We start from the raw sequence: 25,026 nt of genomic DNA, 5'->3' as shown, positions 1-25,026 counted from the left end.
CATGTGTCGCTACTTGCCGGGGACCGGGTCGGCCTCCTCCTCGGCGTGCAGGTCGACGCCCTGGATGTTCTTGTTCACCAGGGAGACCGCGACGAAGGAGACCACCGACAGGCCGATGATGTAGACACCGATGGTCCACGAGGCCCCGAACGAGGTCAGGAGCATCTCGGCGATCATGGCGGCGAAGGCGCCGCCGAGGATCGCGCCGAGGGCGTAGCCGATGGACACGCCCGAGTAGCGGACCTCCGCCGGGAACATCTCCGCGTACAGCGCCGACTGGGGGCCGTAGCTCAGGCCGAAGGTCAGCGTGAAGACGAAGACGCCCAGGAAGTACATGTAGATGTTCGCGGTGTCGACCATGAACCACATCGGCACCGCCCAGGCGGCGAGCAGGACGTAGCCGATCTGGAAGGTGCGCACCCGTCCGATCCGGTCGCTGATCCACCCGCCGTACAGGGTGGAGATCAGCCAGCCGAAGGAGGCCAGGGTGGTGGCCAGCAGGATCGGGCCGCGGTCCATGCCCAGGCCCATCTCCTCCACCGGGCGCGAGGCGTAGGTCGCCAGGAAGGCGATCACCAGGTAGCCGGCGGCGTTGTTGGCGACGAAGATCAGCGCGGAGAGCACGACCTCCTTGGTGTTCTTCTTGAACAGCCGGCCCAGCGGGGCGGACGACTTGGCCCGGCGCTGCTGCATCACCTTGAAGACCGGGGACTCCTCGACGGTCTTCCGGATGAGGTGGCCGATGATGATCAGCAGGAAGGACAGCAGGAACGGGATGCGCCATCCCCACTCGAGGAAGGCCTCGGGGCCGATGACCGTGGTGATGACCCAGACCACGAAGGTCGCCAGGATCATGCCGCAGGGGACGCCGATCTGCGGGTAGGCGCCGAAGTAGCCGCGCTTGTTGACCGGCGCGTGCTCCACCGACATCAGGGCGGCGCCGCCCCACTCGCCTCCGGCGGAGAAGCCCTGGATGACGCGCATCAGGATCAGCAGGATCGGTGCCGCCACGCCGATCTGGGCGTAGGTGGGCAGCAGGCCGATCGCGCAGGTGGCCACACCCATCAGGACGAGGGTGAACACCAGGATCCTCTTGCGCCCGAACCTGTCCCCGAGGTGCCCGGCGACGATCGCGCCCAGCGGCCGGAAGAGGAAGGAGATACCGATGGTCGCGAAGGAGAGCACCTGCGCCACGGCCGGGTTGGCGTCGGAGAGCGGCGCCAGGAAGAGGGGGGCCAGTACCAGGCCCGCGGCCTGGGCGTAGATGAAGAAGTCGTACCACTCGATGGTGGTACCGACCATGGTCCCCGCGAGGACCTTGCGCTTCTCCTTGGGATCGAGGGTTCCACCGGGTCCTGGGACCGTGGCGTCGGAAGTCGCCATTGCTGCTCCGTAGTTCTCTGCCGGCCGGGGGGCCGAGTCCGATGTCGGGCCAGAGTCGGTCGGCATCCGCCCCGAAGACGGAACGGTGGATACCGGGACAGACCTTGAGCCCCAGCACACCATGCCATGTGATGCAGGGCACTTTCTACACCGGGGATCGATTTTCCCAGCTAGACACCTGCCTCCTGACCGAACGGTCGGTGAGAAACCCCCTCTGACAAGGGAGGCTGGCAGGACGCGACCGCCCGGTCACGAGCAGAGGACAATTCTCCGGTGTCCACTCCTCGAGACGGGCCGCTCCGGAGGCGCCACCAGCGGTGACGCGAAGGTGACAGACCGACCTGTCGACAAGTCCCCCGCCGGACCGGCCCGGGCCGGCCACCCGGGCGGGCGCGGTCGGCTCGGCGGACGGCGGGGGAGGGCGGCTCACGTCAGAGCAGGACCTTCAGGTAGGAGCCGGTCCGGCTGTCCGGGGCCGCCGCGACCTCCTCCGGGGCTCCCTGCACGACGATCCGACCGCCCTCCGAGCCACCGCCCGGACCCAGGTCGATGACGTGGTCGGCGGTGGCCACGACCCGCATGTCGTGCTCGGCCGCCACCACGGTGGCCCCGGCGCCGACCAGTTCCCACAGGCGGCCCATGAGGACGTCGGTGTCGTACGCGTGGAGCCCGGTGGTGGGCTCGTCCAGCAGGTAGACCGTGTCGGCGACCCGGCGGCGCTGGAGTTCGGTAGCGAGCTTGATCCGCTGGGCCTCGCCGCCGGAGAGCTCGGTGGCGGGCTGTCCCAGCCGCAGGTAGCCCAGGCCGACCCCGGCGAGGGTCTCCAGGGACCTGTGCACCGACGGCTCCTCCGCGAAGAAGCCGACCGCCTCCTCCACCGACATGGCGAGCACGTCCGCGACGGTGAGCCCCCGGTACCTCACCCGGAGCGTGTCCTCGTTGTAGCGGGAGCCGCCGCAGGTCGGGCAGGGCGCGTAGGTGGTGGGCAGGAACAGCAGCTCCACCGACACGAAGCCCTCCCCCTCGCAGTTCGGGCACCGTCCCCCCACGACGTTGAAGGAGAACCGGCCCGGCCCGTACCCGAAGGCGCGGGCGTCGTCGGTGGCGGCGAACAGCTTGCGCACCGTGTCGAAGAGCCCGGTGTAGGTCGCGAGGTTGGAGCGCGGGGTCCGCCCGATGGGCTGCTGGCTGACCCACACCACCCGGCCGTGCCCGGCGGCCTCGTCGGCGATCCGCGCCAGCAGCGTGGACTTGCCCGAACCGGACACCCCGGTGACGGCGGTGAACACCCCCAGGGGGACGTCCACGTCCAGGCCCCTGAGGTTGTTGCCGGTAACCCCGCGCAGTTCCAGGTGTCCGCGGGGCGAGTGCGCCGGCCGTTCGGGGATCTCGTCGTGGAACAGGTAGCGACGGGTCACCGACTCCTGGACCCCGCGCAGCCCGGCGACCGGCCCGCTGTGGAGGACGCGTCCGCCGTGCTCGCCCGCGTCCGGGCCGACGTCCACGATCCAGTCGGCGCCGCGCACGATGTCCAGGTCGTGCTCCACGAGGCACACGGTGTTGCCGCTGTCCCGAAGGCGCCGGAGGATGCCCGACAGCGCCTCGCAGTCGGCCGGGTGCAGGCCCGCGGAGGGCTCGTCCAGGACGTAGACCACCCCGAACAGCCCCGTGCCGAGCTGGGTGGCCAGCCGGATCCGCTGGAACTCGCCGGTGGACAGGGTCGGCGCGGGCCGGTCCGCGCTCAGGTAGCCCAGCCCCAGCTCCTCCAGCACCCCGACCCGCCCGGTGATGTCCCCGGCCAGCGCCCCGGCCGCCCCCGTGTCCGACCTCCAGGGGCGCAGCAGGGCGACGAGTTCGGTCAGGGGCAGCGCGGCCAGTTCGGTGACGGTGTGCCCGGCGAAGGTGACCCGCAGCGCCTCCTGGCGCAGACGCCGGCCACCGCACTCCGGGCAGGTGCGGTCGGCCATGAACTCGGCGGCCCTGCGCCGTCTGGCCTCGCTGGCCGAAGAGGCGTACGCCTTGAGCACCAACCGCCGGGCGCTGCTGTACTTGCCCTGGTAGGGGCGGTGCACGCGACCCGCCTCGCGGACCGGGTGGACGGTCACCACGGGCTGTTCGTCGGTGAACAGGATCCAGTCGCGCTCGGCCCGGGGCAGGTCCCGCCAGGGGCGGTGGATGTCGTACCCGAGGGTGTCGAGGATGTCGCGCAGGTTCTTGCCCTGCCAGGCGCCGGGCCAGGAGGCGACCGCGCCCTCGGCGATGCTCAGCGAGGGGTCGGGGACCAGCGACTCCTCGGTCACCTCGTGCTCGACCCCCTCCCCGTGGCAGACGGGGCAGGCCCCGGCCACGGTGTTGGGGGAGAAGGAGTCCGAGTCCAGGTGCTCCGCTCCGGGCGGGTAGTCCCCCGCACGGGACAGGAGCATGCGCAGCGTGTTGGAGACCGTGGTCAGAGTGCCCACCGTGGACCGCACCGACGGGGCCGAACGCGGTTGGGCGAGGGCCACGGCGGGCGGCATCCCGGTGATGTCGTCCACCTCGGGCGCCGGGAGCTGCTGGAGCAGGCGCCGCGCGTACGGCGCCACCGACTCCAGGTACCGGTGCTGGGATTCCGCGTAGAGGGTGCCGAAGGCCAGTGAGGACTTCCCGGACCCCGAGACGCCGGTGAAGGCGACCAGCGCGTCCCGGGGCAGCTCCGTGTCCACGTTCTTCAGGTTGTGGATGCGGGCACCGCGCACCCGGATGCGGTCGTCGTGGCTTTCCATGGGACAAGCACTACCCGACCAGTCCCCATGTTCCGACCACGGGACCGTCCGGATACCGCGAACCCGGACGGAACGGGTCGACGGGTCGACAAGGAGCCTTGTCGACCCGTCGACCCGAGGGGGTCAGCCGGTGTAGTTCGGCTCCTCCTCGATGGGGGCGCTCGGCGCGGCCTGGTCGGCGTCCCCGGGCCATTCCGGCGGCGCCTCCGGCCACGGGGAGGGCTCCGCCGAGGGGCTCGGGACCGGCTCCTCGGAAGGGCTCGGGACCGGCTCCTCCGACTCGACCGGCCCGTTGCCCTCACCGGGAGAGGGGGCCGCGTCAGGGGCCGAGGGGGACGGGCCCTCCACCGGAGCCGAGTCGGCGGGCGCGCCCGACCCGGCCGGGGAGTCGTCCGACGCGAACGCCGGGCCGGCTCCGAAGAGGGCCGCCGCCACAGCGGCGACGATGAGCACTCGGGACTTCACTCGCATGTTCGACCTCTTGTCGTGTGTTCGGGTGTCCGCTCGGTGAGCGGTCATTCGCTGATCTCGACCGGGGTGCCGATCGGCAGGCGTTCTGCCATCCAGGAGATGTCGTCGTCGGACACCCGGATGCAGCCGTGGCTGACCTCGCCGCCCAGGCCCGACTCGTCGTTGGTGCCGTGCACCGCCAGCTGGCCGGGTCCGCCCGCGAAGGTCTCCAGGGTTTCGGAGTGGCCGCTGAGGCCGAAGGCGTAGGCCCCGTAGTCGCCGTCGGGGTCCGAGGGCCTGAGCAGCTCGGTGAAGTAGTACTCACCGGGCGGCGTCGGGTTCTCGCTCGTACCGATGCCGATCGGACCGCTCAGGAGCTCCTCCCCGCCTTCGGTGACGGCGAAGGAGAACTCCGACATGTCGATCTCCACACGGAACTCCGTGACGGTGAGCTCGACGTCGTCGGCCTCGATCCAGCCGGTGGAGCCGTTGGGCCGCACCGGCAGGAGCACCTCCAGCCACTCGTCCTGGGCCTGCTGGACGAGGAAGGTCCGGTCCGCACCGAAGTCGTTCGGGCTGGCGAGGGTGTGCACCACCTCACCGTCGCCCGGCTCGGAGCGCACCTCGATCTCGTCCGAGAGGACCGTCGCGATGGAGGCGGCCGGGGGCCCGGCCGCTTCCTCCCCCGCCTGCGCGGAGTCCTCGGAGGCGCCCTCCGAGGGGTCCGCGGAAGAGCAGGCGGGGGCGGCGGCCAGAACCGCGACGGCGGTCAGCACGGGCAGGGTCCCGACGGTTGCGCGGGACATCAGGGATCGGCGCATGGGGTCCATCCGGTCGAGGAGTCCGGCGGGGCTCTCCGCACCGGACGCCATGAAGAGTGGCCCAGGAATGTGAAGAACCCGTGTGGCCGCCGTGTGCGTCCCGTGTGATGACCTGCGGCGCCGTTCCGGGCCCCGCCGGGCCACCGGTCGGCGGACATACGATCGGCGGTGCCGGGGGCACCTCCCGCCCCCGCCGGCGAACGGAGGCCCCACGTGTGCGCGCATGTCCTGGTGGCCGAGGACGACGTGAACCAGGCCGAGCTGATCCGGCGCTACCTCGAGCACGAGGGCCACGCCGTCCGAGTGGTCCACAACGGCCGGGCCGTGTTGGAGGAGCACCACCGCGACCGCCCCGACCTGATCGTGATGGACGTGATGATGCCGGTGCTGAGCGGGCTGGAGGCGTGCCGGGCGCTGCGTGCCGAGTCCGACGTGGCGGTGCTGCTGCTCACCGCCCGGTCCACCGAGGAGGACCTGCTGACCGGGCTGGACCTGGGCGCCGACGACTACGTCACCAAGCCCTACAGCCCGCGCGAGCTGATGGCGCGGGTGCGCACACTCCTGCGGCGTTCGCGCACCCCCCTCCGGGACGGGGACCGGGTGCTGGAGGCGGGCCCGATCACCGTGGACCCGGACCGGCACACGGTACGGGTGGACGGGGAACCGGTGGAGTGCACCCCCGTGGAGTTCCAACTCCTCGAGGCGCTGGCTGTCCGGCCCGGCCGGGTGCTGAGCCGGGCCCAGCTGCTCGAACTCATCCACGGGGTCAGCGGGTACATCACCAAGCGCACCATCGACGTCCATGTGAAGAACCTGCGCCGCAAGATCGAACCCGACCCCCGGCGGCCGGTCCGGCTGGTCACCGTCTACGGGGTCGGCTACAAGCTGGTGGTGCCCGAACGTGCCCGCTGAACGGACGGCGCCCCGACGGCGAGGGTCCTCGGACGGAAGGCCCCCGCGGCGCCGGTTCGGGCGGTGGGCCTCCCTGCGGCACGGCCTGCTGTTCCGGCTGCTGGCGGGGTCGGCCCTGGTGGCGGTCTGCTCGATCACCGCGACGGCCTGGCTGGCGGTGCAGCGGACGTCGGAGTCCATCACCACCCAGCAGGGGGAGACCCTGACCGTGGACACCCACATCCACGACACCCTCCTCGGGTACGCGGCGACCCACCGCGACTGGGAGGGGTCGGCGGGGACCGTCCAGGAGTTGGCCGACGAGACCGGCCGGCGGATCGTGCTCACCACCGAGGGGCGGGCCGTGATCACCGACTCCGCCGCCCCGGCCGCGGGGACCGGGGGAGAGGCCCCGCCGCTGCCGTCCAGGACGTCGTCGGTGGTGGACCCGCTGGCCGTGGACGTCACCCTGGCCTCCGAGAACGGTGACCGCATCGACGCGCGGGCGGTGGGGCCCTTCGCCCTGACCGAGGACGAGCGCGAGTCACTGCGCACCCGGGCCCAACAGGGTGTGTCCTGTCTGAACGAGCTCTACGGATCCCCCGCGGAGGTGGTGACCGGGCCGAGCGGGCGCCCTGCCGTCGAGTCGGACCCCGTGGACGTGTACATGTGGGCCGACTGCGGCCTCGACGCCCTGGACCGGCCGCTCGGCGGTGAGGCGGAGGCGCTGGCCGACCTGAACGAGCGCGCCGCCGGCTGCGTCCCCTCCGGAACGGACCTGGTGTACGCGATCGACGGCCGCACCGGGGGCCTCGTGATCACCGGCGCTCCCCCGTGGGAGGTTCCGGAGGAGCCGGACGAGGCCCGGCCGCCGACCGCCCCGGAGGACTCTCCGTCCCCTCCCGAACCGGGGAACGGCGCCGGACCCCCCGAGGAGGAAGCGGACGGCCCTTGGGAGGACGGTGGGAACCCCACCCCGGAGGCCCCTCCCGAAGCCGTGGAGCCCTTCGCCCCCTCGGAGACGGGACCGGTCGAGGAGGTCCCGCACGAGGAACCATCCCCCGGGGGACCCCTCCCCTCACCCGAACCCTCCGGCGACGAGAGCCTGACCTGGTCCAGGGTCGAGGTGCCGCCGGAGGCAGCCGCCTGTCTGGACGCCGCCCGCCGCGCCCAGCTCGACCCCTACGTGGCGCCCGCCGCGCTGTTGTTCATCGACGACCCCGCCGAGGACTCCGAGACCGAGCTGTCGCTGTCCCGCGAGGGTGTGCTGCGCGTGGGCGGTGTGGTGCTCCTGGTCCTGGTCCTGACCGTGGTGGTGAGCACGACCCTGGCGGCCCGGCTGCTGCGCCCCGTACACGCCCTCACGGACGCCGTGCACCGGATGCGCGAGGGCGGCGGGCCCGCCGCCCGGGTGGAGGTCCGCGACTCCGGGGAGCTCGGCCGCCTCGCGGAGGCGTTCAACGAGATGTCCGAACACCTGGAGCGGGCGGAGGAGCAGCGCAAGGCGATGGTCAGCGACGTGTCACACGAGCTGCGGACCCCGCTGAGCAACCTGCGCGGCTGGCTGGAGGCCGTACAGGACGGGGTGGTCGACCCCGATCCGGACCGCGTGGGGATGCTGTTGGGGGAGACCCTGCTGCTCCAGGCGGTCATCGACGACCTCCAGGACCTCGCCCTGGCCGACGCCGGACGGCTGCGCCTGTCCCCGGAGCCGGTGGAGGCCGCCCCGCTGGTCGCGCAGGTGGTCGCGGGCCACGAGCTGCGCGCGGAGGAGGCCGGGGTGCGGCTGGTCGCCGAGGCGCGCGACGTGACCCTCGTCGCCGACCGGACCCGGATGCTCCAGGTGTTGGGGAACCTGGTCGGGAACGCGGTGCGGCACACTCCGGCGGGCGGAACCGTCACCGTCCAGGCGCACCGGGCGGGTCCGCAGGCGGTGATCCGGGTGTCCGACACCGGGGTCGGCATCGCCGAGGAGGACCTGCCGCACGTCTTCGACCGGTTCTGGCGGGCGGACCGGTCCCGCAACCGGCGCACCGGCGGCAGCGGCCTGGGCCTGGCCATCGTGCGCGGCCTGGTGGAGCTGCACGGGGGATCGGTGTCGGTGAGCAGCGCGGTCGGGGAGGGCACCGCCTTCACCCTCCGGCTGCCCCTGGCCGACCCGCCCAGTACAGCGGAGCGGCCCTGACGACCCGGCCGACGCGCGAACACCGCCGGGCGGGCGAGTCACCCATCCGGGCTCTTCGGCAACAGGGACCCCAAGGGCCCCAGATCCAGGTTGAGGTCGGCGGCGGAGAGCCCGTAGCGCTCCCGCAGCTCGGTCATGCGCTCCTCCAGCAGCATCAGCGTCATACCGATGCGCTCCTCCTGGTCCTCCGTGAGGTCCCCCTGATCCACACGCCGCAGGGCCTGGCGCTCCATGAGCTGGCGCACCAGCTCCACCACAGTGAGCACCAGTTTGATCAGGTCGCGCTCGACCGTGTCGGGCTCGGTCTCGATCCGGTGGCGCAGCCGCTGCTGTTCGGACCGCGGAGCCGCCTCCTCCGAACGGGCCGGACGGGCCGTCCGGTCCAGAGCGTCCTGAAGCCGCCCCAGAAGGTCGCCGCCCTCCCCACCGGAAGCCGTATCGGCGTCGGCGACGCGCACGAACCCCCGCTCGTCGGCGGCGCCCTCCTCCGCTGCGCGCGGGGACGGGCCTGCGTTCGCTTGTTCCATACCGTTGCCTCCCTCCTTCCCGCGGACCTCAGTCCTGCCGGATCCATCCGTCCAGGGGGTGTCCGTGCTCCCAGGGGGAGGGCACTTTCTCGTTGATCGAGGACACCAGGGCACGTAGGGAGATCCGGACCAGGTCCACGTCGGCGATGGAGACGGTCAGGTCACCCGTGACCACCACCCCCTTGGCCAGGACCCGGTCGAGGAGGTCGACCAGGGAGATCTCCCGGTTGGCCAGGGGGTGGTCCTCGTCCAGCATCGTGGTCAGGGAGTGGGGCGGGCCGGGGAAGCCGTCGACCGCCGGCAGGCCGTCCGCCCCGTTACGGGGTCCGTCCGGGCTCACGGTCCCACCCCCGTGGCGCTCGCGTTGGCGAAGGAGTAGGGAGCCCACGGCCCGGACACCTCGACCCGGGTGCCTTCCGGGGCCTGGGAGCTCAGTTCGTCCGCCGCCGCGAAGAAGTCCGCCACCCGTTCCTGGTCCACCAGGTAGGCGTTGTTCATGACGTTCTCCCCGGCCGCGGCGGAAAGAGCCGCGCTCTGCGGCTGGTGCCGCGCACACGCGCTGGCCAACCCGGCCAACACCTCGTCGACCCGGTCGCACAACCGGACGGCCTTCTGCCAGGTGTCGTCGCGCCTGTTCCGCTGGTCCCTGCGTTTACGCAGGTAGGCCTTGCCCGGGCTCTCGCCGACGGACGCGGCCGGGACGGGCGGGTCGGCGGCACGGGCGCCCGCGTCGGCGTAGACCTTCACCCCGAGTTCGACCCGGCCCAGGAGTTCCCTCAGGGACGCGTCGAAGGCCTCCCCGTGCTCCCGTAGGACCTGGCGCACCCGTTCGTCCCCCCGGTAGACGGTGGCCAGGCGCAGCGGCACGGTCACCACCCGCGCGGCCACCTCGTCCACGACACCGTGATGGGCCCGGGCCACCTCCTCCAGCCAGCGCAGGTCCTCCAGCTTGGCGTGGAGCGCCTGCTCGTCGAACTCGTCCAGCGGGACGGTGCTGACCGCGGCGGCCAGGTCGGCGTCCACCACGAAGTGCACGGGGTGACCGCCGACCCCGGTCAGGCCGTTGACCGTCGCGGTGTCGAAGGGACGGCACACCGCGTAGACGTAACTCGCCTCCTCAGGACGGCTCATGCTCGCCCTCCTCCTTCTCCCCGGAAGCGGACCCCCGGGAGCCGACGGCCTCCGCATCGGCGGTGAAACCCTCCTCCGCGGGGTCCTGGTCCTCGGCCGCGGCCACCTCGGGCCTGCCGGCCTCCTCCAGTGCCTCGATGCGCTCGCGCAGGCGCCGGTTCTCCTCGGCCAACTCGCTGTCCTCGCGTCGCGCTGCCTTGGAGGACAGGGCGGGGTCGTTCTCCCACCAGTCGATGCCCATCTCCTTGGCCTTGTCCACCGAGGCGACGAGCAAGCGCAGTTTGACCGTCAGGAGTTCGATGTCCAACAGGTTGATCTTGATGTCGCCCGCGATCACGACGCCCTTGTCCAGAACGCGTTCGAGCACGTCGGCGAGGTTGGCGGACGACGACCCGCCGGAGGACCGGATCTGTCTGGGCTCGCCTCGCCAGGGAGTGGGTTCACTCATGCGCAGCAGTCCTTCCCAGTACGACGGAGCTGTGTCGGAGCCAGGTCACGCGTGCGCCTCCGTCTGCGCTCCGGCCGCGGCGGCACCCGGCTCAGGGGCGCTCCCCCTCGTCGTCGAGTTCCTCGTCCTCCTCTCCTTCCAGGCCCTGCTCGTCCGCCTCATCAGAGCTCTCGCTCTCAGCTTCGTCATCCACGGGCTCCTCGGCCTCGTCTTCCTCGGCTGCCTCGTCCTCGAGCTCGCCTTCGGGATCGTCCTCGGCCTCTTCCGGCTCGGTTCCCGCCTCGTCCTCGGGCTCGAAACCGTCATCGTCCTCGTCGTCGAACTCGTCCCGCGCCCCGTCCCCGGCTTCACCGGCGGCGCCCTCCGGTCCGGGCTCCTCGCCCAGGGCTGCGAGTTCCTCCCGCTCCTCGGGGTCCAGGTCGGCGAGCTCAGTCGCCTCGTCGGGATCCAGCTCCTCCAGCTCGGCCCACTGCTGCTCCGTGAGACCCGCGTCCTCCAGTGCGAGGGCGTCCTCGTGGGCGAGGACCACCTCGCCTTCGCGGACCTCGCCGCGCCAGCCCTCGACCTTCCCCGCTTCCTGCTGGGACATCATCATGACGTGGCGCCGATAGCGCTTGAGGTCCAGCCGCAGGCGCCTGCCCTGGGCCCTCCAGATGTTGCCTGTGCGCTCGAAGAGGCCCTGGGGGTAGTACTCCACCACCAGCAGGACACGGGTGAGGTTGTCCCCGAGGGGGTGGAAGGTCACCACGCCCTTCATCGTGCCCTTGGCGGCCTGGGTCGACCAGGCGATCCGCTGGTCCTGGACCTGCTCGGTGACCTCGGCGCTCCAGCTGCGGCTGGACCAGAAGACCTTCCCCCTCCAGTGGGACGAGGTGTCGCCGGTCCTCTCCGCGCTCTGCACCCCCTTGGCGAAGTCGCCGAAGTCGGGGAAGCGGGTCCACTGGTTGTAGGCGACCCGGACCGGGACGCCCACATCGATGTCCTCGACGATGTTCACGTACTTGCCGGACCGGCCTCCTCCTCCGCCGGAGGTCCCCTTGCCGAACCCGTCCTTGACCTTCTCCTTGAGGCCCTCAGCCCTTCCGGTCACCACCGCGCTCACCGGGTTCTTGCCCTGGGCGAGCTTGCCGCCGACCCCCGCGGCCACAGGAGCGCCGGAGGCGGCGTCTGCGGTGAGACGCTCCGTGAGGGCGCCGAGCTTGCGTGCCGCGCCGTTGATCGTGCTGGTGGCCTTGGCGCTGAGGTAGTCCTGGAGCGCGTCGGCGAATCTGGACACGCCCTCGTTCTTGTCAGCAGCCGACCGCAGTCGCGCCAGCGGCCCGGGGCTCTCAGTCGCGACCATCGTCGCCCTCCCCGTCCTTCCGGTTCGAGCTGCTCTTGCGGCGCGCCGGCTTGCCGGAGGTGCCGGAAGCGCGCCTGGCGCCGCCCCCGGCCGCGCTCTTGGTCCGCTTGGCGGCGCCCGAGGCGGTTCCGCGAGCGGTCTTCACGGCCTTGCTCCTGGTTTTGGCGGGGCGCTTCCTCCCGTCATCGCCGTCCTCGTCCGCCTCCGGTCCCTGGCGGGCTTCGGCGTCATCGTCCTGCCCGGAAGCGCCCTCTTCCTCCTCGCCGCGTCCGTCTTCCGTCTCCCCGCCGGGAGCGGCTTCGGCCCCCTGCCGCAGGAGCTCGGTGCGGCTGTTGAGCGAGTCGGCCAGACCATCCGCCCATTTGCCGACGAGGTTGCCCGCCGCGGCCTTGCCGACGTTGAGCAACTGCTCCCGCGACTGGCCCTTGAGCTCACCCACCACCGGCAGGGAGGAAACCTCCTTGAGGAGCCCTTGGGCGAGCTGCTGGGGTTTGATGTCGAGCTTCTTGGCCCCCAGGTAGATCCCGAGCCCCAAGGCGAGCTTGAACTTCTTCTTCCGTCCGAGAACGTAGCCCCCGATTGCGGCGGCCACGATCTTCGCCGTGTCTCCCACTGGTTCTCACCTCGATGTCGTTCAACGAGTGTCTTGGTACCTCTCGGCTTCCTCCAGCTCGTCCAGCAGTTCGTCCTCGAGCTCGTCGAACTCGCACTCGGACAGCTCCCCGCTGTCGAGGCGTTCGGAAAGCTCCGCCAACTGCTGCCGAATGCGTGAGGGGTCGTACATCTCACGTTCCGCCGCGTCCAGGACCTGGTTCGTCGTCCAGTTGACGAACCTGATCGGAGCGGCCGGAGCGGTGAGGATCGCGCTGAGGAGTCCCATGTCCCTCTCCTGTCCGGTGACCCCGCGGACCGGGGTCAGTTCCGAGGGGATGTCACGAAGCTGTAGGGCGGCAGAGGTCCGTTGACACGGACCTCCGCGTAGGAGGACAACTCCTGCTGGAGCCGGCCCGCCTCACGCAGGAAGTCGTCGGCCCTGTCCCGGTGCACGAGGAAGGACGTGTTGGTCAGGTGGCCGTCCGGGAGGGATCCCCGGGCCGTACTCTCCGCCAGCCCCTCCAGAGGGCCCAGGACGGTCTCGGCGTCCCGGCGCCGAAGCTCCTCCACCGCCTGGGCGACCTGCTCGCCGAAGGCCATTCGCTCGGCCGGATCGCCCCCTCCGGCGGCCTTGAGCTCCTCGTTCCTGGCACGCAGTCCTTCGTCGTTCCGAAGGACCGTGCGCAGTGCCGCCTCCTCGACGTGCTGGGCCTTGACGTTGAACTCCACCCGGTCCTGGAGCTTGTCCAGCAGCACGGAGTAGTGGTCGGCGTATCGGGAGAGCTCGGCCGCGACCGCGTCATCGTCCTCGCTCACCGCCCCGAAGCGCAGCGGCAGGACCCCGTGCTCCTGGCCCAGGTCCAGGAGCACGTTCTGGTGGGCCTCCAGGTCACGCCGCTTCGCGCGCAGTGCCTCCGGAGCGTCGCTGACGGCGGCGGCCACCCCGTAGGCGCGGACGAAGCGCACGGGCGCCGCGTCCTGCCCCACACCGGAGAGCTTCACGCTGTCAAGGGCCTCGTCGTCGCGGACGATCCCGTAGACGTAGGTACTCACTCCGCGTCCTCCTTCTTGCTGGAGGAGCGCCGGCGGGCCCGAGCGGGCTGCTTTTCCTGCTCGTCCGACTGGCCCTTGGAGAAGGAGTCGGAGATGGCCTCGGCCGCTCCCGAGATCGCGCCCTTGGACTTGCTGCGCGCGCCCTTCTCCATACCGCCGTTGACGAGGTCGGGCAGCCCCGCGCCACCGCTGCTGGTCAGGTCGAGGCGGTTGCACGCCTCGGCGAAGCGCAGGTAGGTGTCGACGCTCGCGACCACGATGCGCACGTCCACGGTGAGGAGTTCGATGCCGACGAGCGAGACCCTGGCGAACACGTCGATCACCAGTCCCTTGTCAAGGATGAGGTCGAGAACGTCGTAGAGGTTTCCGGAGCTACGGCCACCTCCGGATGACTGCTGCATCACCGTCATGGGAATCATGCTCCTTTCGTCGGTGGGGGAGGGCGGATCGTCCGCCCGCCCTGAGGCCGACCGGCCTCACGGACCGTCGGAACGGCCACGGGTGTAGCGCTTCGTGCGCCGGTATCCCTGGATCTCTCCTTCGGAGTCAAGTTCCACGGAATACGTGGCCAACAGGCTCACCGTGTCCGGAACCCGGCGCAGCTCCAAGGTTTCGAAGGTCAGCTGCCAACCGTCCCCGGATCGCTCGATCCCGGAGGCTCCTTCGACCTCGAGCCCGGTCAGTTCCTCGAACTGCTCCTGGGCCTCGCGCAGGCGCTGCATCATCGACTTCCGCCGTTCTGCGCGACGAGGGGAAGCGTCGTCCTTGTTTTCCTGACTCATGGGTCTCCTGGCCGTCGGCCATGGTCCGATTTCTTCTGTTATTCCTTGGGTCAACCCACTACCACGAGAAAACAGAACAAAACCTCTTCCTGGTCAAGCCAGTCAAGGATGGATAAAATCGGCGAACGGCCGTCAGCCGGTGACATGCCGCGACGAAACCCCCGGCCCCGCCACGCGCACTGGCCGAGCAGGAGGCGTCGGCACGGCGCCATCGCCCTGTCGGACAGGAAGAGCCGTGCCGCTCGGCACCGTGCCGCGTTCGCCCGCCGCCGGGGCGATCCACCGTGCCGGACAAGGGCTCGACAGGGAATCGGCGCAAGCCCTTCACCGGCGGTCACGTTCCCACGGGCGAGTTCCACGGAGCCCTCCTAGGGGATGGCGAGGGATCGGCGAGGGAACCATTTCCCGAAGAAAGGCCTGGCGCCACCTCGCACTTCCGAAACCGAAACAGAAACCCGTTCGAGTAGTTTTATCGGAAGGCAGGAAAGAAGATACGGACGAAGTATTCGCCAGTACGGTCGCAGCGATCAGAACGGAGGATTCCCCGCGGTCGGCGGTACCCCATGCGGCGACAGACGACCGTACGCGGACCCGGAAGGACCTACCGGGCGGGCACGGTGAAGCTCCTGGAGCTACCGCTCACGGCCCTACCGAAGAGGGGTGGCACGGGGTCGAGTCGACATAGCGATTCGACCTGTTGTCGACTCGGCGTCCTGTCGGTACCGCTCAGTGCCGGGGAGCGCAGCCCCGGACAGGGGACGCCGTGGGGCCCCGCGGTCGGATGACGGCCACAACAGAAAGAGTGTTTCGTGCCGGATGCAATGAAGGCTCTGGCGTGTACCGGCACGGAACGTCCGTGCCACGGAACGGGCCACGCCTCACCGCGCTGGGGCTCCGAGGTCGGTCACGGACGAACTGATGCGGCACACACGGACCGGATGGGTACGTGCGTAAGCCGACAGGGCCAGCGACAGTTTCGCTTCCATGGCGCGGTCTGGGCGGTACGTCCACAGGAAGTCGAGAAAGGACCGGTCTGCACGAGCCCGTCCTTCCAACAGTACGAGCGCGTCCGGACCGTGCTCGTGTTCGAGGCCACGTGCTGTGAACTCGTCCGGCTTCTCCACCAGATCCACCATGAACCCGCGGTCGCAGACGATCACCCCTCGGTTCGGCGCCTCTGCCCGGTTGTACGGACGCGCGATCACCGACGTACCTCCGCCCATGCTGCGTAGGCGTGAGAAGGGGTGGTCTTCGGGATAGAGGTTGTCGGCGTAGGCGACGTAGAGCTCGTGTGGGCGACCGAGAGCCGTGTCGGCGTTGAGGACCGAGGTGATGTCGCTGTAAGGGCCCTGCTGTGGGGTGAAGCGCAGATCGATGTCCGGCCAACGAGGGACACGGGCGCAGGTTCGTGCGGCCGCCCGGTCGTAGCCGCGCTCATCGGTCAGAGCCCGGCTGGCCCAGGAGAGGATGAAGTCCTCGTAGTAGGGATGGTGAACCATCGTGGCCCTCACCCTGCCCATTCGGGCGATCTCATCCATGAGGTGAACGATTCCCGGAATTCCTCGCACGGGAAAGAATTCCTTGGGGAGATAACGGGACCATTCGGAACGTCGTGTTCCCAACCCCCCGGCAGCGATCACGACATCTGTTCGCTCTTGGTTTTCGGTCGACCCCATGGCCTCATTGCGTTCGCTAGGGTGCCGGTATGGACACACGAGTGACAGGCCTCCTTGTCGAGGACGGGAAAGTACTGCTCTTGGACCAGGACACCGACGGCCCGCGCAGGCGGAGCTTGCCAGGTGGACGGGTGGAGGAGGGTGAATCGCTCGGTGACGCCCTGGTTCGCGAGATGCGCGAGGAGACAGGGGTCGAGGTCGAGGTTGGGCGCCTGTTGTATCTGTGCGACCACATCGTCCCGGAAAAGGATTTGCACGTCGTGCACATCACCTTTGAGGTTCGCCGTACGGGTGGTTCTCTGGGGGATATCTCGGAAGGACTCGACTCGCGCCCGATCCGAGGAGTGGAATTCGTGAAGACCGGGGACCTTCCCCACCTCGGATTCAGCGACCGCTTCGCGCGTTTGGTCGAGGACGGGTTTCCCGGGGCCGGTTCCTACATGGGACCCAAGTCAGCGATCGGTCTGTGACAGGACGCTGATCAACTTCCGGTCAGGGTCAGCCAAACGGTCGTGGCCTCCGAGCCCGGTCACCCATGTGCGTAGTCGATCCGCGATGTCCTCCAGGGGACGGTCGGCCCCGGACGCCCGATCACGAACCAAACGGACGCCCACCCCGCGTGAGGCACCCAGTAGGTGCCGGGACCGTAGGCGGCGCACCTCCTCTCGGGTGCCCGGGGTGTTCCACGCCGCTCCGTGTAGGTAGCGGGTCACCGGTGCCCACAACGGATCTCCCCCTGGGCCGTCCGCACACCAGACCTGAAGGTTGCCGACCCGATGGTGCACCGTGGTCGGACCCGATCCGGGTTCGGCGACGGGGGCCGCGTCCCCCACGGCGTAGTCGACGTTGCTGGCCTTGGCTCCTTCCGAAAGAGCGTCCATCTCAGCCCGGCTCGGCAGCCGTGCGCCCGCGGAGAGCGCGTAGGCGGCCGCACCGATCCAGGTGACCCAGTAGGCGGGATAGTGCTCGAATCCGGGACTGACACGCCAACCTCCTTCGGCGAGGTGTAGTCGGCCACCACGCTCGTACGGCATGTCGATCGCCAGGAGGTTCACCCCGTGGATGGTGTTGTCCATCCCGGCACCGGCAAGCCCGTTGAGCAGCGCACACACCTCGGAGTTCGACACCAGAGTGTTGCGCCAGCGAACCCCCTTCGGCGGAGCCTCGACGTACGCGGGGGTTGGCGGTGGTGTCAGGGGAGGGACTGCCGTTCGTGGGCTCCTGGATCCGCCTGTTGAGGAGTCCACCCGCCGGTAGCGGTCCGCCCCCGCCAGCCAACGGACGGCGAGCTCGACCGTTTGCGGCGCGAGTACTTCACGCAGCAGAGCGGTGCCGCGTTCGGTCTCGGCGTTGACCAGCTCGTCCTGTCCCGGGCTCAGGCACACCGCGAGCTCATGTTTGGCACGGTTGGTGGCGAAGGTGCTGTCCACCTCGGGTTGTCCCGTCCCCGAGCGGGCCGTCATCGTTCGCACTGCTTCAGGCACCAACCGCGTGATCGGACGCATAGCGGTTTCCCGGTCGAGAACGGCGGACTCGTAGGAGATGTGTGCGTGGTCGCGACCTGACAGGGCCTCGGCGAGCAGAGCAGTATTCAGGGTGACCAGACGAGTCAGCGCGACGGATGCGACAGGGCTGTCATCGGGGACCAGGTTGGCCCACCGGTCGAGACCAGTTTCGTGGGTCATGGCGACAACCCTGCGGTAGACGGAGTCGTACTCCCATCGTCTCCAGAGATCCCCCTGAGCGAAGGAACTCGCCACTCCCAACGGTGATCGGGAGAGCACGAGCACAGGTGACTCGGGGAAGAGGTCCAGGAACCTTTCGGCGGCGAAGTAGAGGTTGGTCTCCTTGATCACGTGGGTGCCACCCAGGTACTTACCGAGGACGAAGGCGTCCACCCAGTGAGCCGCGATCGGCGCGAGCGGCGCAGCCTCACCGGGGGTCGACGACGAAGTCAGGGGCGCGTACGGGTGTTCCGCTCCGAGTTGTTGCCGGAAGGGCTCGTTGTGCTGGATCGTCGCGTGCCGCAGAACGTCCAGGGTCCAGTTCGATCCCACACGTTCCGATGTGCCGAGCAGGAGTATCGGCGGGCGTTCGGGGAGCACAGCAGTGTCCTCCAGGGGAGATGCGGTCACCGAGTCGCGGTGATCGTGTGCTTGCAGTACTTGCAGGTGGCCGTGGCTGTACGGCCGTACCGGACCGGGGTTGGTCCGGGATGTAGTCGTGTCCTTCAGGGCTAGTGCACCGGGTCGCCCCGTCCATGACCCCGCTCCTCACCGCACGCGGCAGGCGTGCCGATATGTCTACGAAGCCATCTGGTTGACGGAGACCGGTTCGAGACGGGCGCGGGGTGAGGACCCGCCCCTCCTGCGCATACGCACCTCGTGGGCGCGGTAGTAGTTCCGGACGATGTCCGCGGGAGGGTTCACGGCCGCCGGCTGGACGATGGGTGCCCATCCGGATGGCCGGTTGCGAGACAGGGGGACCAGCGCGGCGGGGGCCGCGTCCAGGGGAGGCCGCGGGGCCGGAATCAACGGTCCGGGGGAGTTGCCCCTGTTCGAGTCCCTGGTGGTTTTCGCGATGGTCGGCAGGTCGGACGCGTACCTGCGGACGCGAGCCGCACGTCGGGGAGGGGGTCCGTCCCGGAGTGCGCGCGGTGCGGCGTGAAGCCCCCGGGCAGGGCGGACAAGACGGGCAAGCAGAGCCAGGAATTCGATAACGTGTCGCATGACGACGCTCCTTCGTAGCGTTGTCCGGGCCCCGGACGTGCCAGCGTCGCGGGGCCGCAGTGTGTTCAGGGCCGGTAGTCGACCCTGGTTTCCGGGGGCATCGGGAGCGGGGCGAAGTTCTTGCGCCAGGGGTCCGGAAGCGGCTGCCCGGTCATGATCCATTCGTGGAGCTGATCGAACGCCGAGTCCGACTCCACGAGACTCCGCCTCAGGTTCTGGAAGTCCTCCCGAGCCCGGGCGATCGCGTCCCGGAGTTCAGCCTTGGTGGCACGGGAGGACGGGTCGGTCCAGGCCCCCGCTTCGGGCCGGTCCCGCAATGTGCCGCTCACGGAGTCGAAGAGGTAGTCCGCGAACCCCTCCTTGTCCTTGTCCGGGTCCGGAACGTCCGAGAGGTCATCGTTCAGCAGCACCTGCGCCGCCTCTCCGCCGCATCAGAGTGCGGCTACATGAGTTGGTCTGGAATCTCAGTGTCATGGACTGTCACAAGCCCTGTGAAGCGCATTGCGACGACCCAGGAACGCTATGTTCAGCGACAGATTTTCCAGGAATCGCCACACCCAAGCTGGAATCCGTGATGTCATTCCTGTCATGCCCCCTGAAAAAGAAGCCCTGGCCCGATACGGGCGCGAGCTACGAGCCGCTCGTGAAGAATCCGGCCTGACACAGACCGCGTTGGCACACGCGGCGAACACCAGCAAAAGCACCATTTCCGCAGTTGAAAGGGGGCTCACAGCCCCGTCTCCCAGACTGCGCTCAGATTTGGGGGAGGCGCTGGGGTCTGAGCGTCTCGCCCGCGTGTGGGAGGAGCTGACCGGCGATGGCAGGGAAGCTTGGAAGACGGAGGTCGCCGAACTCGTGGACCAGGCGAGCGCGGTGTACGAGTACCTCGTCTTGGTCTGGCCTGCTCACCTGCAAAGAGAGCCCTATGCACAAGCACTGATCAAGCACGGGGCCCAGTGGCTCACCGACGAGGAAGTCCAGTCACGCGCGGCGGGGAGGGCCAAGCGTTCAGCGAGCTTGGCCGAGAGCACCCACCCGAAGCTGTGGCTCGTCATCGACGAAGCACTCCTGTACCGGCGGTACGGGGGCAGGGAAGTAACACGGGAACAACTGGAACATGTGGTGGAGCTCGTCGAGCGCGGGCGCATCACCGTACAGCTGATCCCCATGAACACACCGAAGCATCCCGGTACATCCGGTCCGTTTAAGCTGATCACGACGGCGGGCGCCCAAACTGACGTGCTGTTCGCCGAAAGCGCCCGCGAGGGCCAGTTGGTCACCAACTCCGCTGAGACGACAAGCTGGCGCATGCAGTTCGCGGCGTTGCAGAGCGCGGCGCGTAGCCCAGACGAGACCCTCCAGAGTCTGAGGGCGGAACTGAGGAAGTTGAACGATGGACAGTAAGCCGACGTGGCACAAGAGCACGTATTCCGACGGCGGGGCGAACTGCGTGGAGGTGCGCGAGAGCGCGCACGGTGCGGACGTGCGTGACACGCAGAACCGCGATCTCGGCCACCTCAGGGTTCCCCCGTCCGAGTGGGTGGCGTTCCTCGGGCTGACCCAGTAGCCCCACGCGCAAAGGTCCCGAGCATCTCCCTCCTCGGGACCTTTGCTGTTGCACCGCCACTTCACCGATAGGCAGAGCCCGAAGGTCATCCTCCTGAAGGTTCCGGAGGAGCTGCGACACGAAGAGGAACCGTTGTGGGCACCTGGGACGACCACGAAAGTCCAGGGCCGCTCATCGGCGCCTACGTTGCTCTTGACCTCTCCCATAAGCGGAGAAGGGTCTGTAGATTTAGTGGCGTCTCATCTCTGAGGACAGGCCGGTCAACGCATCCGAGGTTGGCCTATGTCAGGCCATCGACTGGTGGCCAGGTCGCCTCAGGTGAGGAGGCTGGATGTCGAAGCAACCGCAAGAACCCAACAAGCCGCGTTGGTGGAAGTGGGCTGCCGCCGTGGTCACGGGGATCGTGCAGGCGGTGGTGCGGTATCTGCTCGACCGCTTCATGGGAAGTGGCCCCAGTTGATGCTCTGGTAGAGCAACAACCGAGGCCACAGAAGGATCCCGCGATGTAACCGGGGCCCGCGTCCTAGACCGATGCGGGCCCCTTCGCGTTCAGTCACGTCGTCAAGGTCACCTTGATGACGTGGGGTCAGTCTACGCCGTTTTTCCGAGTACAGCAGTAGTCGCAGATGAATCTGCATCCTTGACCTGCAAGGACTCAACTATCTGAAACCACTTGCCATGGATCTGGAGTGAAACGGAAGTTCTGAACACGCCTGCTCCGAAATCTCCGAGGTTCGTGTCACAAGCTTCTTCTACCGAGGCTTGTCCCTCTTGACGACGAAACCAACGCAGGGGAGAGCCAGTGGCCTGGGAACGCAAGACCTTCACGATCCATGAGTTGTACGACCTACCAGCCGCCGTCGACCTAATGACGGCCGCCCAGGTGCTGCGCATGGGGAGGACGACGGCGTACAAGCTCGCCAGAAGCGGCCGATTCCCCTGCCGGCTACTCCACTATGGCGGAACCTACCGAGTAGTCACCGCGGAGCTCCTGGAGCTTCTGGGCGTGCCGCTGCCTGCCTCGGGTTGAGCAGCAGCAGCCGAGTCGACATAGCGACCCGGTCTGCTGTCGTCCCCGCACGTAGACGGCGACGGAGTAGCTTCCGGCCGAAACCCACGAATAAAGCAGAAAGAGCCCTGCTCTCCATATGGAGAGACAAGGCTCCGAAGCAGAGGATACCGAGGCCTCAGCCTAGAAGCTGGTCTCTATCAGTGATCATCCGACCGCTTGCTGGAGTTGCCGTCGAGCCCCTCAGGGATGTGGCCCTGTTGGTTTCCTCCCGAGCCCACAACCTTATGCCAAGCGGCGAACAGTCGAGGAAGCCTGTCCAGAATCTCGTTGGCCTGGGAGATGAACAGAGCCAAACATCCGAAGGCAGAGATCAACATGAGCATCATGTCACCCCAGTTCCACATGCTCAGCTCCCTTCTTCTGGAAGTTCGACGCCATGGCGTGCCAATGCGTCGAAGATTTCGTCTGGCCCGCAGTCGATGTGGTCGAACTCGTGGCGACCAGAGCAGTCGGCAGGACATTCGATTTCCTCGCACATCTCGGGCTCCGGAGAGGAAGATTCGTTGAGCACGTGGTAGACGAGACGGTGTGCGATGAACTCCCTGGCCAAGGACATCTCGAGGTAGAGACGGACCTCGGGCTTGGCGAACGGGCTGTCGGGGGAGTCCGCCAGGTACGGCAACCTCTCCTTTCCGGTCGTAGCCCAATCAAAGGCTGACTCAAGAGCGACAGCTACCCAAGCGACTTCTTGCGGCGAGAGATCTTTATCGGCGAGAAGGCGGGTAACAGCCTTTGCTGCCCGTGTCGCGTTCATGAGGGAGTTCAAGTAATCCTGCTCCTCTCGTCCCTGGATCAGATCATCCAGGTGCGGCCGGGGAATCTGTTCGGCCAGCTTCGAGTCCCGTTGCCTACGAACCCGAGCAACCAGAGCGGTGAGACAGGGGCGACAACCGTTGAGAGACAGCCCTTCGGCCGATCGGAGTGGAACGCGCAGTCGGGGCTGGGGAAACGGAGAGTTGCAGAAGCAGCAGTGTGTGCCTTCGGTCTGCTGAAGGTTCGGCTCGGAGGGAACCGAGCTCTGGATCTCATCCAGTGCGTAGGCGGGGATGTGCAAGTCTCCTCCAAAGGTCCGGGGGATGGGCCCCACCATGTTCACCATCTGACCGAACCGCTTGTCACGGTTGGTCGCCCAGCCGCGGACTTGCGCAGAATCCGCCCAGACAGCACCCTCCTAGCTCTAGGCTGTTGACAGAAATTGACACTGAGCCTTAGAAGGTTGGCGACGGAGATGACTGCATCCTCCGAACTCCCCGAAGCGAAGCAAGAGCTAGCGGACGCGCTGGATGAGCTCCACCGGGCCACGGGGAGGATCAGCTATCGACGCATCGAGAAACTGACGGCGGGCGATCAGGGCCTACTGGAGGTGAGCCACGAAGCCGCCCGGACCACAATCAAGCTGCTTCGGATGCCCGGGTGGGAGACGCTCGAATCCGTTGTCTCTGTGCTGGCGGACAACTGCCATCCGCCCAGGAACCGGGCACAAGAGGCTTTCCGTATCCTGCGCCTGTGGCGGGTGATCAAGGAGGGGGAGTCCGGCGCCTATCTCTCCGCCGAGGAGTTCATACGAACCGAAGGGTGGGGTGGAGAAGACGGGAAATGGACCCCGGAGATGGTTTCCGGAATCATGGTTAACCCTTTCAACGCCATTGAGATCGACCCCTCACTCGCGGTCCCGCACGACCCCATGATCTCTGAGGACACATGGGTCGAGGTCGCCAAGCGCACCATCGACGATATGGGACTTGACTTCTTCCTGCGAGCACTCCTTCGCTCGCTGAAGGGTGACTACGTAGGTGCGGCTGAAGGAACGCCATACGGCTACCAAGACCCTCAGCACGAGGTGCAGGAGGCCCTCGAGATCATGAACTACTGCAACAGCCAAATCCTTCACCGATTGCGGTCAGAACCCAACCTGCTAGCCCGCTCCTTCCATACGTTTCACTCCGACGACACCATCGACCCGGAGGAGAAGGCCGAGGTACTCCGAGCTGAGAGCGATAAAAGCCTGCTCCGCGAAGCCTTGAGCGTTACACCTGAAACGTGGCACGAGGTCTCCGAGGAAGCACACTTCCTGGTATCCCATTACCTCATCAAGGAGGGTAGGACAGTGGGACGCCCCTCGTTCCCGCCAGAGCAAAGGTTCCAGATCACCTGGCGGGTTCCATAAGTCGCTTTCTAGCCAATGAAGTGCTCAGGTCCACGCATCGCGGAGAGTCGTCAGCCCCATCAGGCAACAGCTGTAGGGTCTACCAGCCGCTATCGACCTGATGATGGCCGCACGTGCCCTGCACATGGGGAGGACGACGGCGTACAAGCTCGCCAGAAGCGGCCAGTTCCCCTGCCGGCTGCTCCGCTATGGCGGAACCTACCGGGTGGCCACCGCAGAGCTTCTGGAGCTCCTGGGCGTGCCTCTTCCTGCCTGGGGAGTGTCGGCTAGAGTCGAGTCGACATAGCGATTCGACCTGTTGTCGACTCGGCGTCCTGTCGGCACCGCTGAGTGCAGGGGAGCCCGGACTCGGACAGGGGACGGGCGTGGGGTCCCGCGGTCAGATGAGGGCCACAACAGGAAGAGCCCTGCTCTCCGAGTGGAGATGCAAGGCTCTGACCAGATGAAACTGGGTGGGCGTACCAGGACTTGAACCTGGGGCCTCATCCTTATCAGGGATGCGCTCTAACCGACTGAGCTATACGCCCTCGTTCCGACAGGAACTCTACCGCATCCGGGAGACCGGGGCGAACCGGCTTCCGTGAGGCGGCGAAGAGTGGGACACGGCCTGCCGCGTCCCTCTTCACCTCCCATTTTAGCGGGTTTCGGGAGTGCTCCGAACCGCCGGGAAAGCCGTCGGGCCCGGCTCTCCTGGGAAGAGCCGGGCCCGACGGGCAGCAGAGGACTACTCGGCCTCGGAGAGGGTGACGTCGACGCCGCCGACCAGGTCGGAGACCAGGTTGTACAGCATCGCTCCCACCGTCGACAGGGCGGTGATCAGCACGACGTTCAGGGCACCGATCACACCGGTGTAGCCCAGCACACGGCCGGGGGAGAACCAGGCGGCCGGGTTCAGGCCCAGCTCGTCCTCGCCGCCGTCGCCCTCCAGGAGGGCGTTGATCATGCTGGTCAGTTCGTCGAACACACCCAGCATCGACAGGGTCGCGTAGATGACCGCGACCGCGACGAACAGGACGATGAAGCAGACGAGGGCGACCACGAAGCTGAACTTCATCACCGACCACGGCTCGACACGGGAGACGGTCAGGTGGGCCTTACGGCTCGCCAAGGACGCCTTGACCGCGCTCGGCCCCGCGGATGCGGGCTCCGCGGGCTCCTGCGGCTCCTCGGGCTCGGGTTCCGCTTCGGTCGTCACTGTCGTTGCCCCCGATTCCGTACCCGTTGCCGCCGAGGAGCCCTCGGAGGAACCCTCAAGGGTCGGCTCCGCCGTCTCCACGTCCGCGTCACCGGCGGTCGCAGCCGCTTCGGACTCGTTGCTGGTGGTGTTCCGCTGGTTCTCAGACATAGAAGCGCTACCGCTGGACTTTCGTTGAGACGGGTCGATCCGTATGTCCCGCGGGGCCGCCGAAACGAACCCCGCGGGACGTACTGCACTTAACGCGCAGT

At 68.1% G+C, this 25,026-nt stretch carries 29 protein-coding genes and 1 tRNA gene; 9 read left to right on the top strand and 21 right to left on the bottom strand.

The window, feature by feature from the left end; translation table 11 throughout:
- Window positions 1-9: 9 nt before the first annotated feature.
- From D458_RS0117765 to D458_RS0117750, 4 genes are all read right to left on the bottom strand, one after another.
- Window positions 10-1,383: an MFS transporter gene (locus D458_RS0117765; protein ID WP_017588101.1), complete on the bottom strand. Its 1,374-nt coding sequence runs from the start codon at window positions 1,381-1,383 to the stop codon at window positions 10-12.
- A 431-nt stretch (window positions 1,384-1,814) separates the two neighbouring features.
- Entirely contained in the window at window positions 1,815-4,145 is a 2,331-nt protein-coding gene (locus D458_RS0117760) for an ATP-binding cassette domain-containing protein (protein ID WP_017588100.1), read from the bottom strand.
- 123 nt (window positions 4,146-4,268) lie between these two features.
- On the bottom strand, window positions 4,269-4,616 hold the full coding sequence (locus D458_RS33680) for a hypothetical protein (RefSeq protein WP_063825730.1): 348 nt from the start codon (window positions 4,614-4,616) through the stop codon (window positions 4,269-4,271).
- 44 nt (window positions 4,617-4,660) lie between these two features.
- Window positions 4,661-5,425 carry a L,D-transpeptidase family protein gene (locus D458_RS0117750; RefSeq protein ID WP_017588098.1) on the bottom strand — a complete coding sequence of 255 codons (765 nt, stop codon included), beginning with the start codon at window positions 5,423-5,425 and terminating at the stop codon, window positions 4,661-4,663.
- Window positions 5,426-5,629: 204 nt separating this feature from the next.
- Here D458_RS0117750 and D458_RS0117745 point away from each other — a divergent pair, with 204 nt between their 5' ends.
- Together D458_RS0117745 and D458_RS0117740 are read left to right on the top strand one after the other, a co-directional pair.
- Complete coding sequence (locus D458_RS0117745; protein ID WP_017588097.1) at window positions 5,630-6,328, top strand: response regulator transcription factor; 699 nt, start codon at window positions 5,630-5,632, stop codon at window positions 6,326-6,328.
- Window positions 6,318-8,492, top strand: a complete 2,175-nt coding sequence (locus D458_RS0117740; RefSeq protein ID WP_017588096.1) for an ATP-binding protein — start codon at window positions 6,318-6,320, stop codon at window positions 8,490-8,492. The genes D458_RS0117745 and D458_RS0117740 overlap by 11 nt, the downstream gene beginning before the upstream one ends.
- 38 nt (window positions 8,493-8,530) lie before the next feature.
- Here D458_RS0117740 and D458_RS37225 read toward each other — a convergent pair whose 3' ends face one another.
- The 11 genes from D458_RS37225 to D458_RS0117685 form a co-directional block, all read right to left on the bottom strand.
- Complete coding sequence (locus D458_RS37225) at window positions 8,531-9,019, bottom strand: gas vesicle protein K (protein ID WP_017588095.1); 489 nt, start codon at window positions 9,017-9,019, stop codon at window positions 8,531-8,533.
- Between the two features lie 28 nt (window positions 9,020-9,047).
- Window positions 9,048-9,359 carry a gas vesicle protein gene (locus D458_RS0117730; RefSeq protein WP_017588094.1) on the bottom strand — a complete coding sequence of 104 codons (312 nt, stop codon included), beginning with the start codon at window positions 9,357-9,359 and terminating at the stop codon, window positions 9,048-9,050.
- The gene (locus tag D458_RS0117725) at window positions 9,356-10,150 is read right to left on the bottom strand and encodes a GvpL/GvpF family gas vesicle protein (RefSeq protein WP_017588093.1); all 795 of its coding nucleotides are present in this window, start codon (window positions 10,148-10,150) and stop codon (window positions 9,356-9,358) included. Before D458_RS0117725 ends, D458_RS0117730 begins: the two co-directional genes overlap by 4 nt.
- Window positions 10,137-10,598 (bottom strand): gas vesicle protein, encoded by a 462-nt coding sequence (locus tag D458_RS0117720; RefSeq protein WP_017588092.1) that lies wholly within the window; start codon window positions 10,596-10,598, stop codon window positions 10,137-10,139. The genes D458_RS0117725 and D458_RS0117720 overlap by 14 nt, the downstream gene beginning before the upstream one ends.
- A gap of 91 nt (window positions 10,599-10,689) precedes the next feature.
- Entirely contained in the window at window positions 10,690-11,940 is a 1,251-nt protein-coding gene (locus tag D458_RS0117715; RefSeq protein WP_017588091.1) for an SRPBCC family protein, read from the bottom strand.
- On the bottom strand, window positions 11,927-12,553 hold the full coding sequence (locus D458_RS0117710; protein ID WP_017588090.1) for a hypothetical protein: 627 nt from the start codon (window positions 12,551-12,553) through the stop codon (window positions 11,927-11,929). Before D458_RS0117710 ends, D458_RS0117715 begins: the two co-directional genes overlap by 14 nt.
- Before the next feature lie 21 nt (window positions 12,554-12,574).
- A complete protein-coding gene (locus tag D458_RS0117705) occupies window positions 12,575-12,820 on the bottom strand; it encodes a gas vesicle protein GvpG (RefSeq protein ID WP_017588089.1) in 246 nt (81 codons plus the stop codon).
- 35 nt (window positions 12,821-12,855) lie between these two features.
- Window positions 12,856-13,587, bottom strand: a complete 732-nt coding sequence (locus tag D458_RS0117700; protein ID WP_017588088.1) for a GvpL/GvpF family gas vesicle protein — start codon at window positions 13,585-13,587, stop codon at window positions 12,856-12,858.
- Entirely contained in the window at window positions 13,584-13,997 is a 414-nt protein-coding gene (locus D458_RS0117695; protein ID WP_017588087.1) for a gas vesicle structural protein GvpA, read from the bottom strand. Before D458_RS0117695 ends, D458_RS0117700 begins: the two co-directional genes overlap by 4 nt.
- Before the next feature lie 66 nt (window positions 13,998-14,063).
- The gene (locus D458_RS0117690; protein WP_026119420.1) at window positions 14,064-14,369 is read right to left on the bottom strand and encodes a gas vesicle protein GvpO; all 306 of its coding nucleotides are present in this window, start codon (window positions 14,367-14,369) and stop codon (window positions 14,064-14,066) included.
- Between the two features lie 878 nt (window positions 14,370-15,247).
- Window positions 15,248-15,907: a hypothetical protein gene (locus tag D458_RS0117685; protein WP_017588085.1), complete on the bottom strand. Its 660-nt coding sequence runs from the start codon at window positions 15,905-15,907 to the stop codon at window positions 15,248-15,250.
- 167 nt (window positions 15,908-16,074) lie between these two features.
- Here D458_RS0117685 and D458_RS0117680 point away from each other — a divergent pair, with 167 nt between their 5' ends.
- A complete protein-coding gene (locus tag D458_RS0117680) occupies window positions 16,075-16,515 on the top strand; it encodes an NUDIX domain-containing protein (RefSeq protein WP_275042289.1) in 441 nt (146 codons plus the stop codon).
- Here the strand turns inward: D458_RS0117680 and D458_RS0117675 are convergent.
- The 3 genes from D458_RS0117675 to D458_RS0117665 form a co-directional block, all read right to left on the bottom strand.
- Window positions 16,498-18,180, bottom strand: a complete 1,683-nt coding sequence (locus tag D458_RS0117675; protein WP_239647985.1) for a hypothetical protein — start codon at window positions 18,178-18,180, stop codon at window positions 16,498-16,500. The two genes, D458_RS0117680 and D458_RS0117675, sit on opposite strands and share 18 nt — an antisense overlap.
- A 168-nt stretch (window positions 18,181-18,348) precedes the next feature.
- Window positions 18,349-18,474, bottom strand: a complete 126-nt coding sequence (locus tag D458_RS37970; RefSeq protein ID WP_017588082.1) for a hypothetical protein — start codon at window positions 18,472-18,474, stop codon at window positions 18,349-18,351.
- Window positions 18,475-18,839: 365 nt separating this feature from the next.
- Window positions 18,840-19,184 (bottom strand): hypothetical protein, encoded by a 345-nt coding sequence (locus tag D458_RS0117665; protein ID WP_017588081.1) that lies wholly within the window; start codon window positions 19,182-19,184, stop codon window positions 18,840-18,842.
- A gap of 112 nt (window positions 19,185-19,296) precedes the next feature.
- Between D458_RS0117665 and D458_RS33675 the strand changes: the two genes are divergently transcribed.
- The 4 genes from D458_RS33675 to D458_RS37615 all read left to right on the top strand — a co-directional run bounded on the left by D458_RS33675 (window position 19,297) and on the right by D458_RS37615 (window position 21,371).
- Window positions 19,297-20,178 carry a helix-turn-helix domain-containing protein gene (locus D458_RS33675; protein ID WP_239647984.1) on the top strand — a complete coding sequence of 294 codons (882 nt, stop codon included), beginning with the start codon at window positions 19,297-19,299 and terminating at the stop codon, window positions 20,176-20,178.
- Window positions 20,168-20,341, top strand: coding sequence for a DUF397 domain-containing protein (locus D458_RS35105; RefSeq protein ID WP_017588079.1), 174 nt, complete (start codon window positions 20,168-20,170; stop codon window positions 20,339-20,341). Before D458_RS33675 ends, D458_RS35105 begins: the two co-directional genes overlap by 11 nt.
- Window positions 20,342-20,672: 331 nt before the next feature.
- The gene (locus D458_RS37965) at window positions 20,673-20,801 is read left to right on the top strand and encodes a hypothetical protein (protein ID WP_275042288.1); all 129 of its coding nucleotides are present in this window, start codon (window positions 20,673-20,675) and stop codon (window positions 20,799-20,801) included.
- 408 nt (window positions 20,802-21,209) lie between these two features.
- Complete coding sequence (locus D458_RS37615) at window positions 21,210-21,371, top strand: helix-turn-helix domain-containing protein (RefSeq protein WP_275042290.1); 162 nt, start codon at window positions 21,210-21,212, stop codon at window positions 21,369-21,371.
- Window positions 21,372-21,759: 388 nt separating this feature from the next.
- Here D458_RS37615 and D458_RS34895 read toward each other — a convergent pair whose 3' ends face one another.
- Window positions 21,760-22,179, bottom strand: a complete 420-nt coding sequence (locus tag D458_RS34895) for a hypothetical protein (protein WP_152521161.1) — start codon at window positions 22,177-22,179, stop codon at window positions 21,760-21,762.
- Window positions 22,180-22,629: 450 nt separating this feature from the next.
- Here D458_RS34895 and D458_RS0117635 point away from each other — a divergent pair, with 450 nt between their 5' ends.
- Together D458_RS0117635 and D458_RS35580 are read left to right on the top strand one after the other, a co-directional pair.
- Complete coding sequence (locus tag D458_RS0117635) at window positions 22,630-23,580, top strand: hypothetical protein (protein WP_017588075.1); 951 nt, start codon at window positions 22,630-22,632, stop codon at window positions 23,578-23,580.
- A gap of 100 nt (window positions 23,581-23,680) precedes the next feature.
- On the top strand, window positions 23,681-23,866 hold the full coding sequence (locus D458_RS35580; RefSeq protein ID WP_083936348.1) for a helix-turn-helix domain-containing protein: 186 nt from the start codon (window positions 23,681-23,683) through the stop codon (window positions 23,864-23,866).
- A gap of 167 nt (window positions 23,867-24,033) precedes the next feature.
- Here D458_RS35580 and D458_RS0117630 read toward each other — a convergent pair.
- Window positions 24,034-24,107: transfer RNA gene (locus D458_RS0117630), tRNA-Ile, on the bottom strand.
- Between the two features lie 197 nt (window positions 24,108-24,304).
- The gene (locus D458_RS0117625; protein WP_026119416.1) at window positions 24,305-24,925 is read right to left on the bottom strand and encodes a DUF3566 domain-containing protein; all 621 of its coding nucleotides are present in this window, start codon (window positions 24,923-24,925) and stop codon (window positions 24,305-24,307) included.
- Window positions 24,926-25,026 lie beyond the last annotated feature (101 nt).

The organism is Nocardiopsis ganjiahuensis DSM 45031, assembly GCF_000341085.1.
Lineage (GTDB): Bacteria > Actinomycetota > Actinomycetes > Streptosporangiales > Streptosporangiaceae > Nocardiopsis > Nocardiopsis ganjiahuensis.
This window is presented reverse-complemented; position numbering and strand designations above follow the sequence as displayed.

Coding starts and splice junctions, on each gene's coding strand:
- D458_RS0117680 (WP_275042289.1), top strand. CDS start 16,075: ATGGACACACGAGTGACAGGCCTCCTTGTCGAGGACGGGAAAGTACTG.
- D458_RS35105 (WP_017588079.1), top strand. CDS start 20,168: ATGGACAGTAAGCCGACGTGGCACAAGAGCACGTATTCCGACGGCGGG.
- D458_RS0117695 (WP_017588087.1), bottom strand. CDS start 13,997: ATGACGGTGATGCAGCAGTCATCCGGAGGTGGCCGTAGCTCCGGAAAC.
- D458_RS0117715 (WP_017588091.1), bottom strand. CDS start 11,940: ATGGTCGCGACTGAGAGCCCCGGGCCGCTGGCGCGACTGCGGTCGGCT.
- D458_RS0117690 (WP_026119420.1), bottom strand. CDS start 14,369: ATGAGTCAGGAAAACAAGGACGACGCTTCCCCTCGTCGCGCAGAACGG.
- D458_RS0117725 (WP_017588093.1), bottom strand. CDS start 10,150: ATGAGCCGTCCTGAGGAGGCGAGTTACGTCTACGCGGTGTGCCGTCCC.
- D458_RS0117760 (WP_017588100.1), bottom strand. CDS start 4,145: ATGGAAAGCCACGACGACCGCATCCGGGTGCGCGGTGCCCGCATCCAC.
- D458_RS37965 (WP_275042288.1), top strand. CDS start 20,673: ATGTCGAAGCAACCGCAAGAACCCAACAAGCCGCGTTGGTGGAAGTGG.
- D458_RS0117625 (WP_026119416.1), bottom strand. CDS start 24,925: ATGTCTGAGAACCAGCGGAACACCACCAGCAACGAGTCCGAAGCGGCT.
- D458_RS37225 (WP_017588095.1), bottom strand. CDS start 9,019: ATGGAACAAGCGAACGCAGGCCCGTCCCCGCGCGCAGCGGAGGAGGGC.
- D458_RS0117750 (WP_017588098.1), bottom strand. CDS start 5,425: ATGGACCCCATGCGCCGATCCCTGATGTCCCGCGCAACCGTCGGGACC.
- D458_RS33675 (WP_239647984.1), top strand. CDS start 19,297: ATGTTCAGCGACAGATTTTCCAGGAATCGCCACACCCAAGCTGGAATC.
- D458_RS35580 (WP_083936348.1), top strand. CDS start 23,681: ATGATGGCCGCACGTGCCCTGCACATGGGGAGGACGACGGCGTACAAG.
- D458_RS0117705 (WP_017588089.1), bottom strand. CDS start 12,820: ATGGGACTCCTCAGCGCGATCCTCACCGCTCCGGCCGCTCCGATCAGG.
- D458_RS33680 (WP_063825730.1), bottom strand. CDS start 4,616: ATGCGAGTGAAGTCCCGAGTGCTCATCGTCGCCGCTGTGGCGGCGGCC.
- D458_RS37615 (WP_275042290.1), top strand. CDS start 21,210: ATGACGGCCGCCCAGGTGCTGCGCATGGGGAGGACGACGGCGTACAAG.
- D458_RS0117720 (WP_017588092.1), bottom strand. CDS start 10,598: ATGAGTGAACCCACTCCCTGGCGAGGCGAGCCCAGACAGATCCGGTCC.
- D458_RS0117765 (WP_017588101.1), bottom strand. CDS start 1,383: ATGGCGACTTCCGACGCCACGGTCCCAGGACCCGGTGGAACCCTCGAT.
- D458_RS0117685 (WP_017588085.1), bottom strand. CDS start 15,907: ATGGATGAGATCGCCCGAATGGGCAGGGTGAGGGCCACGATGGTTCAC.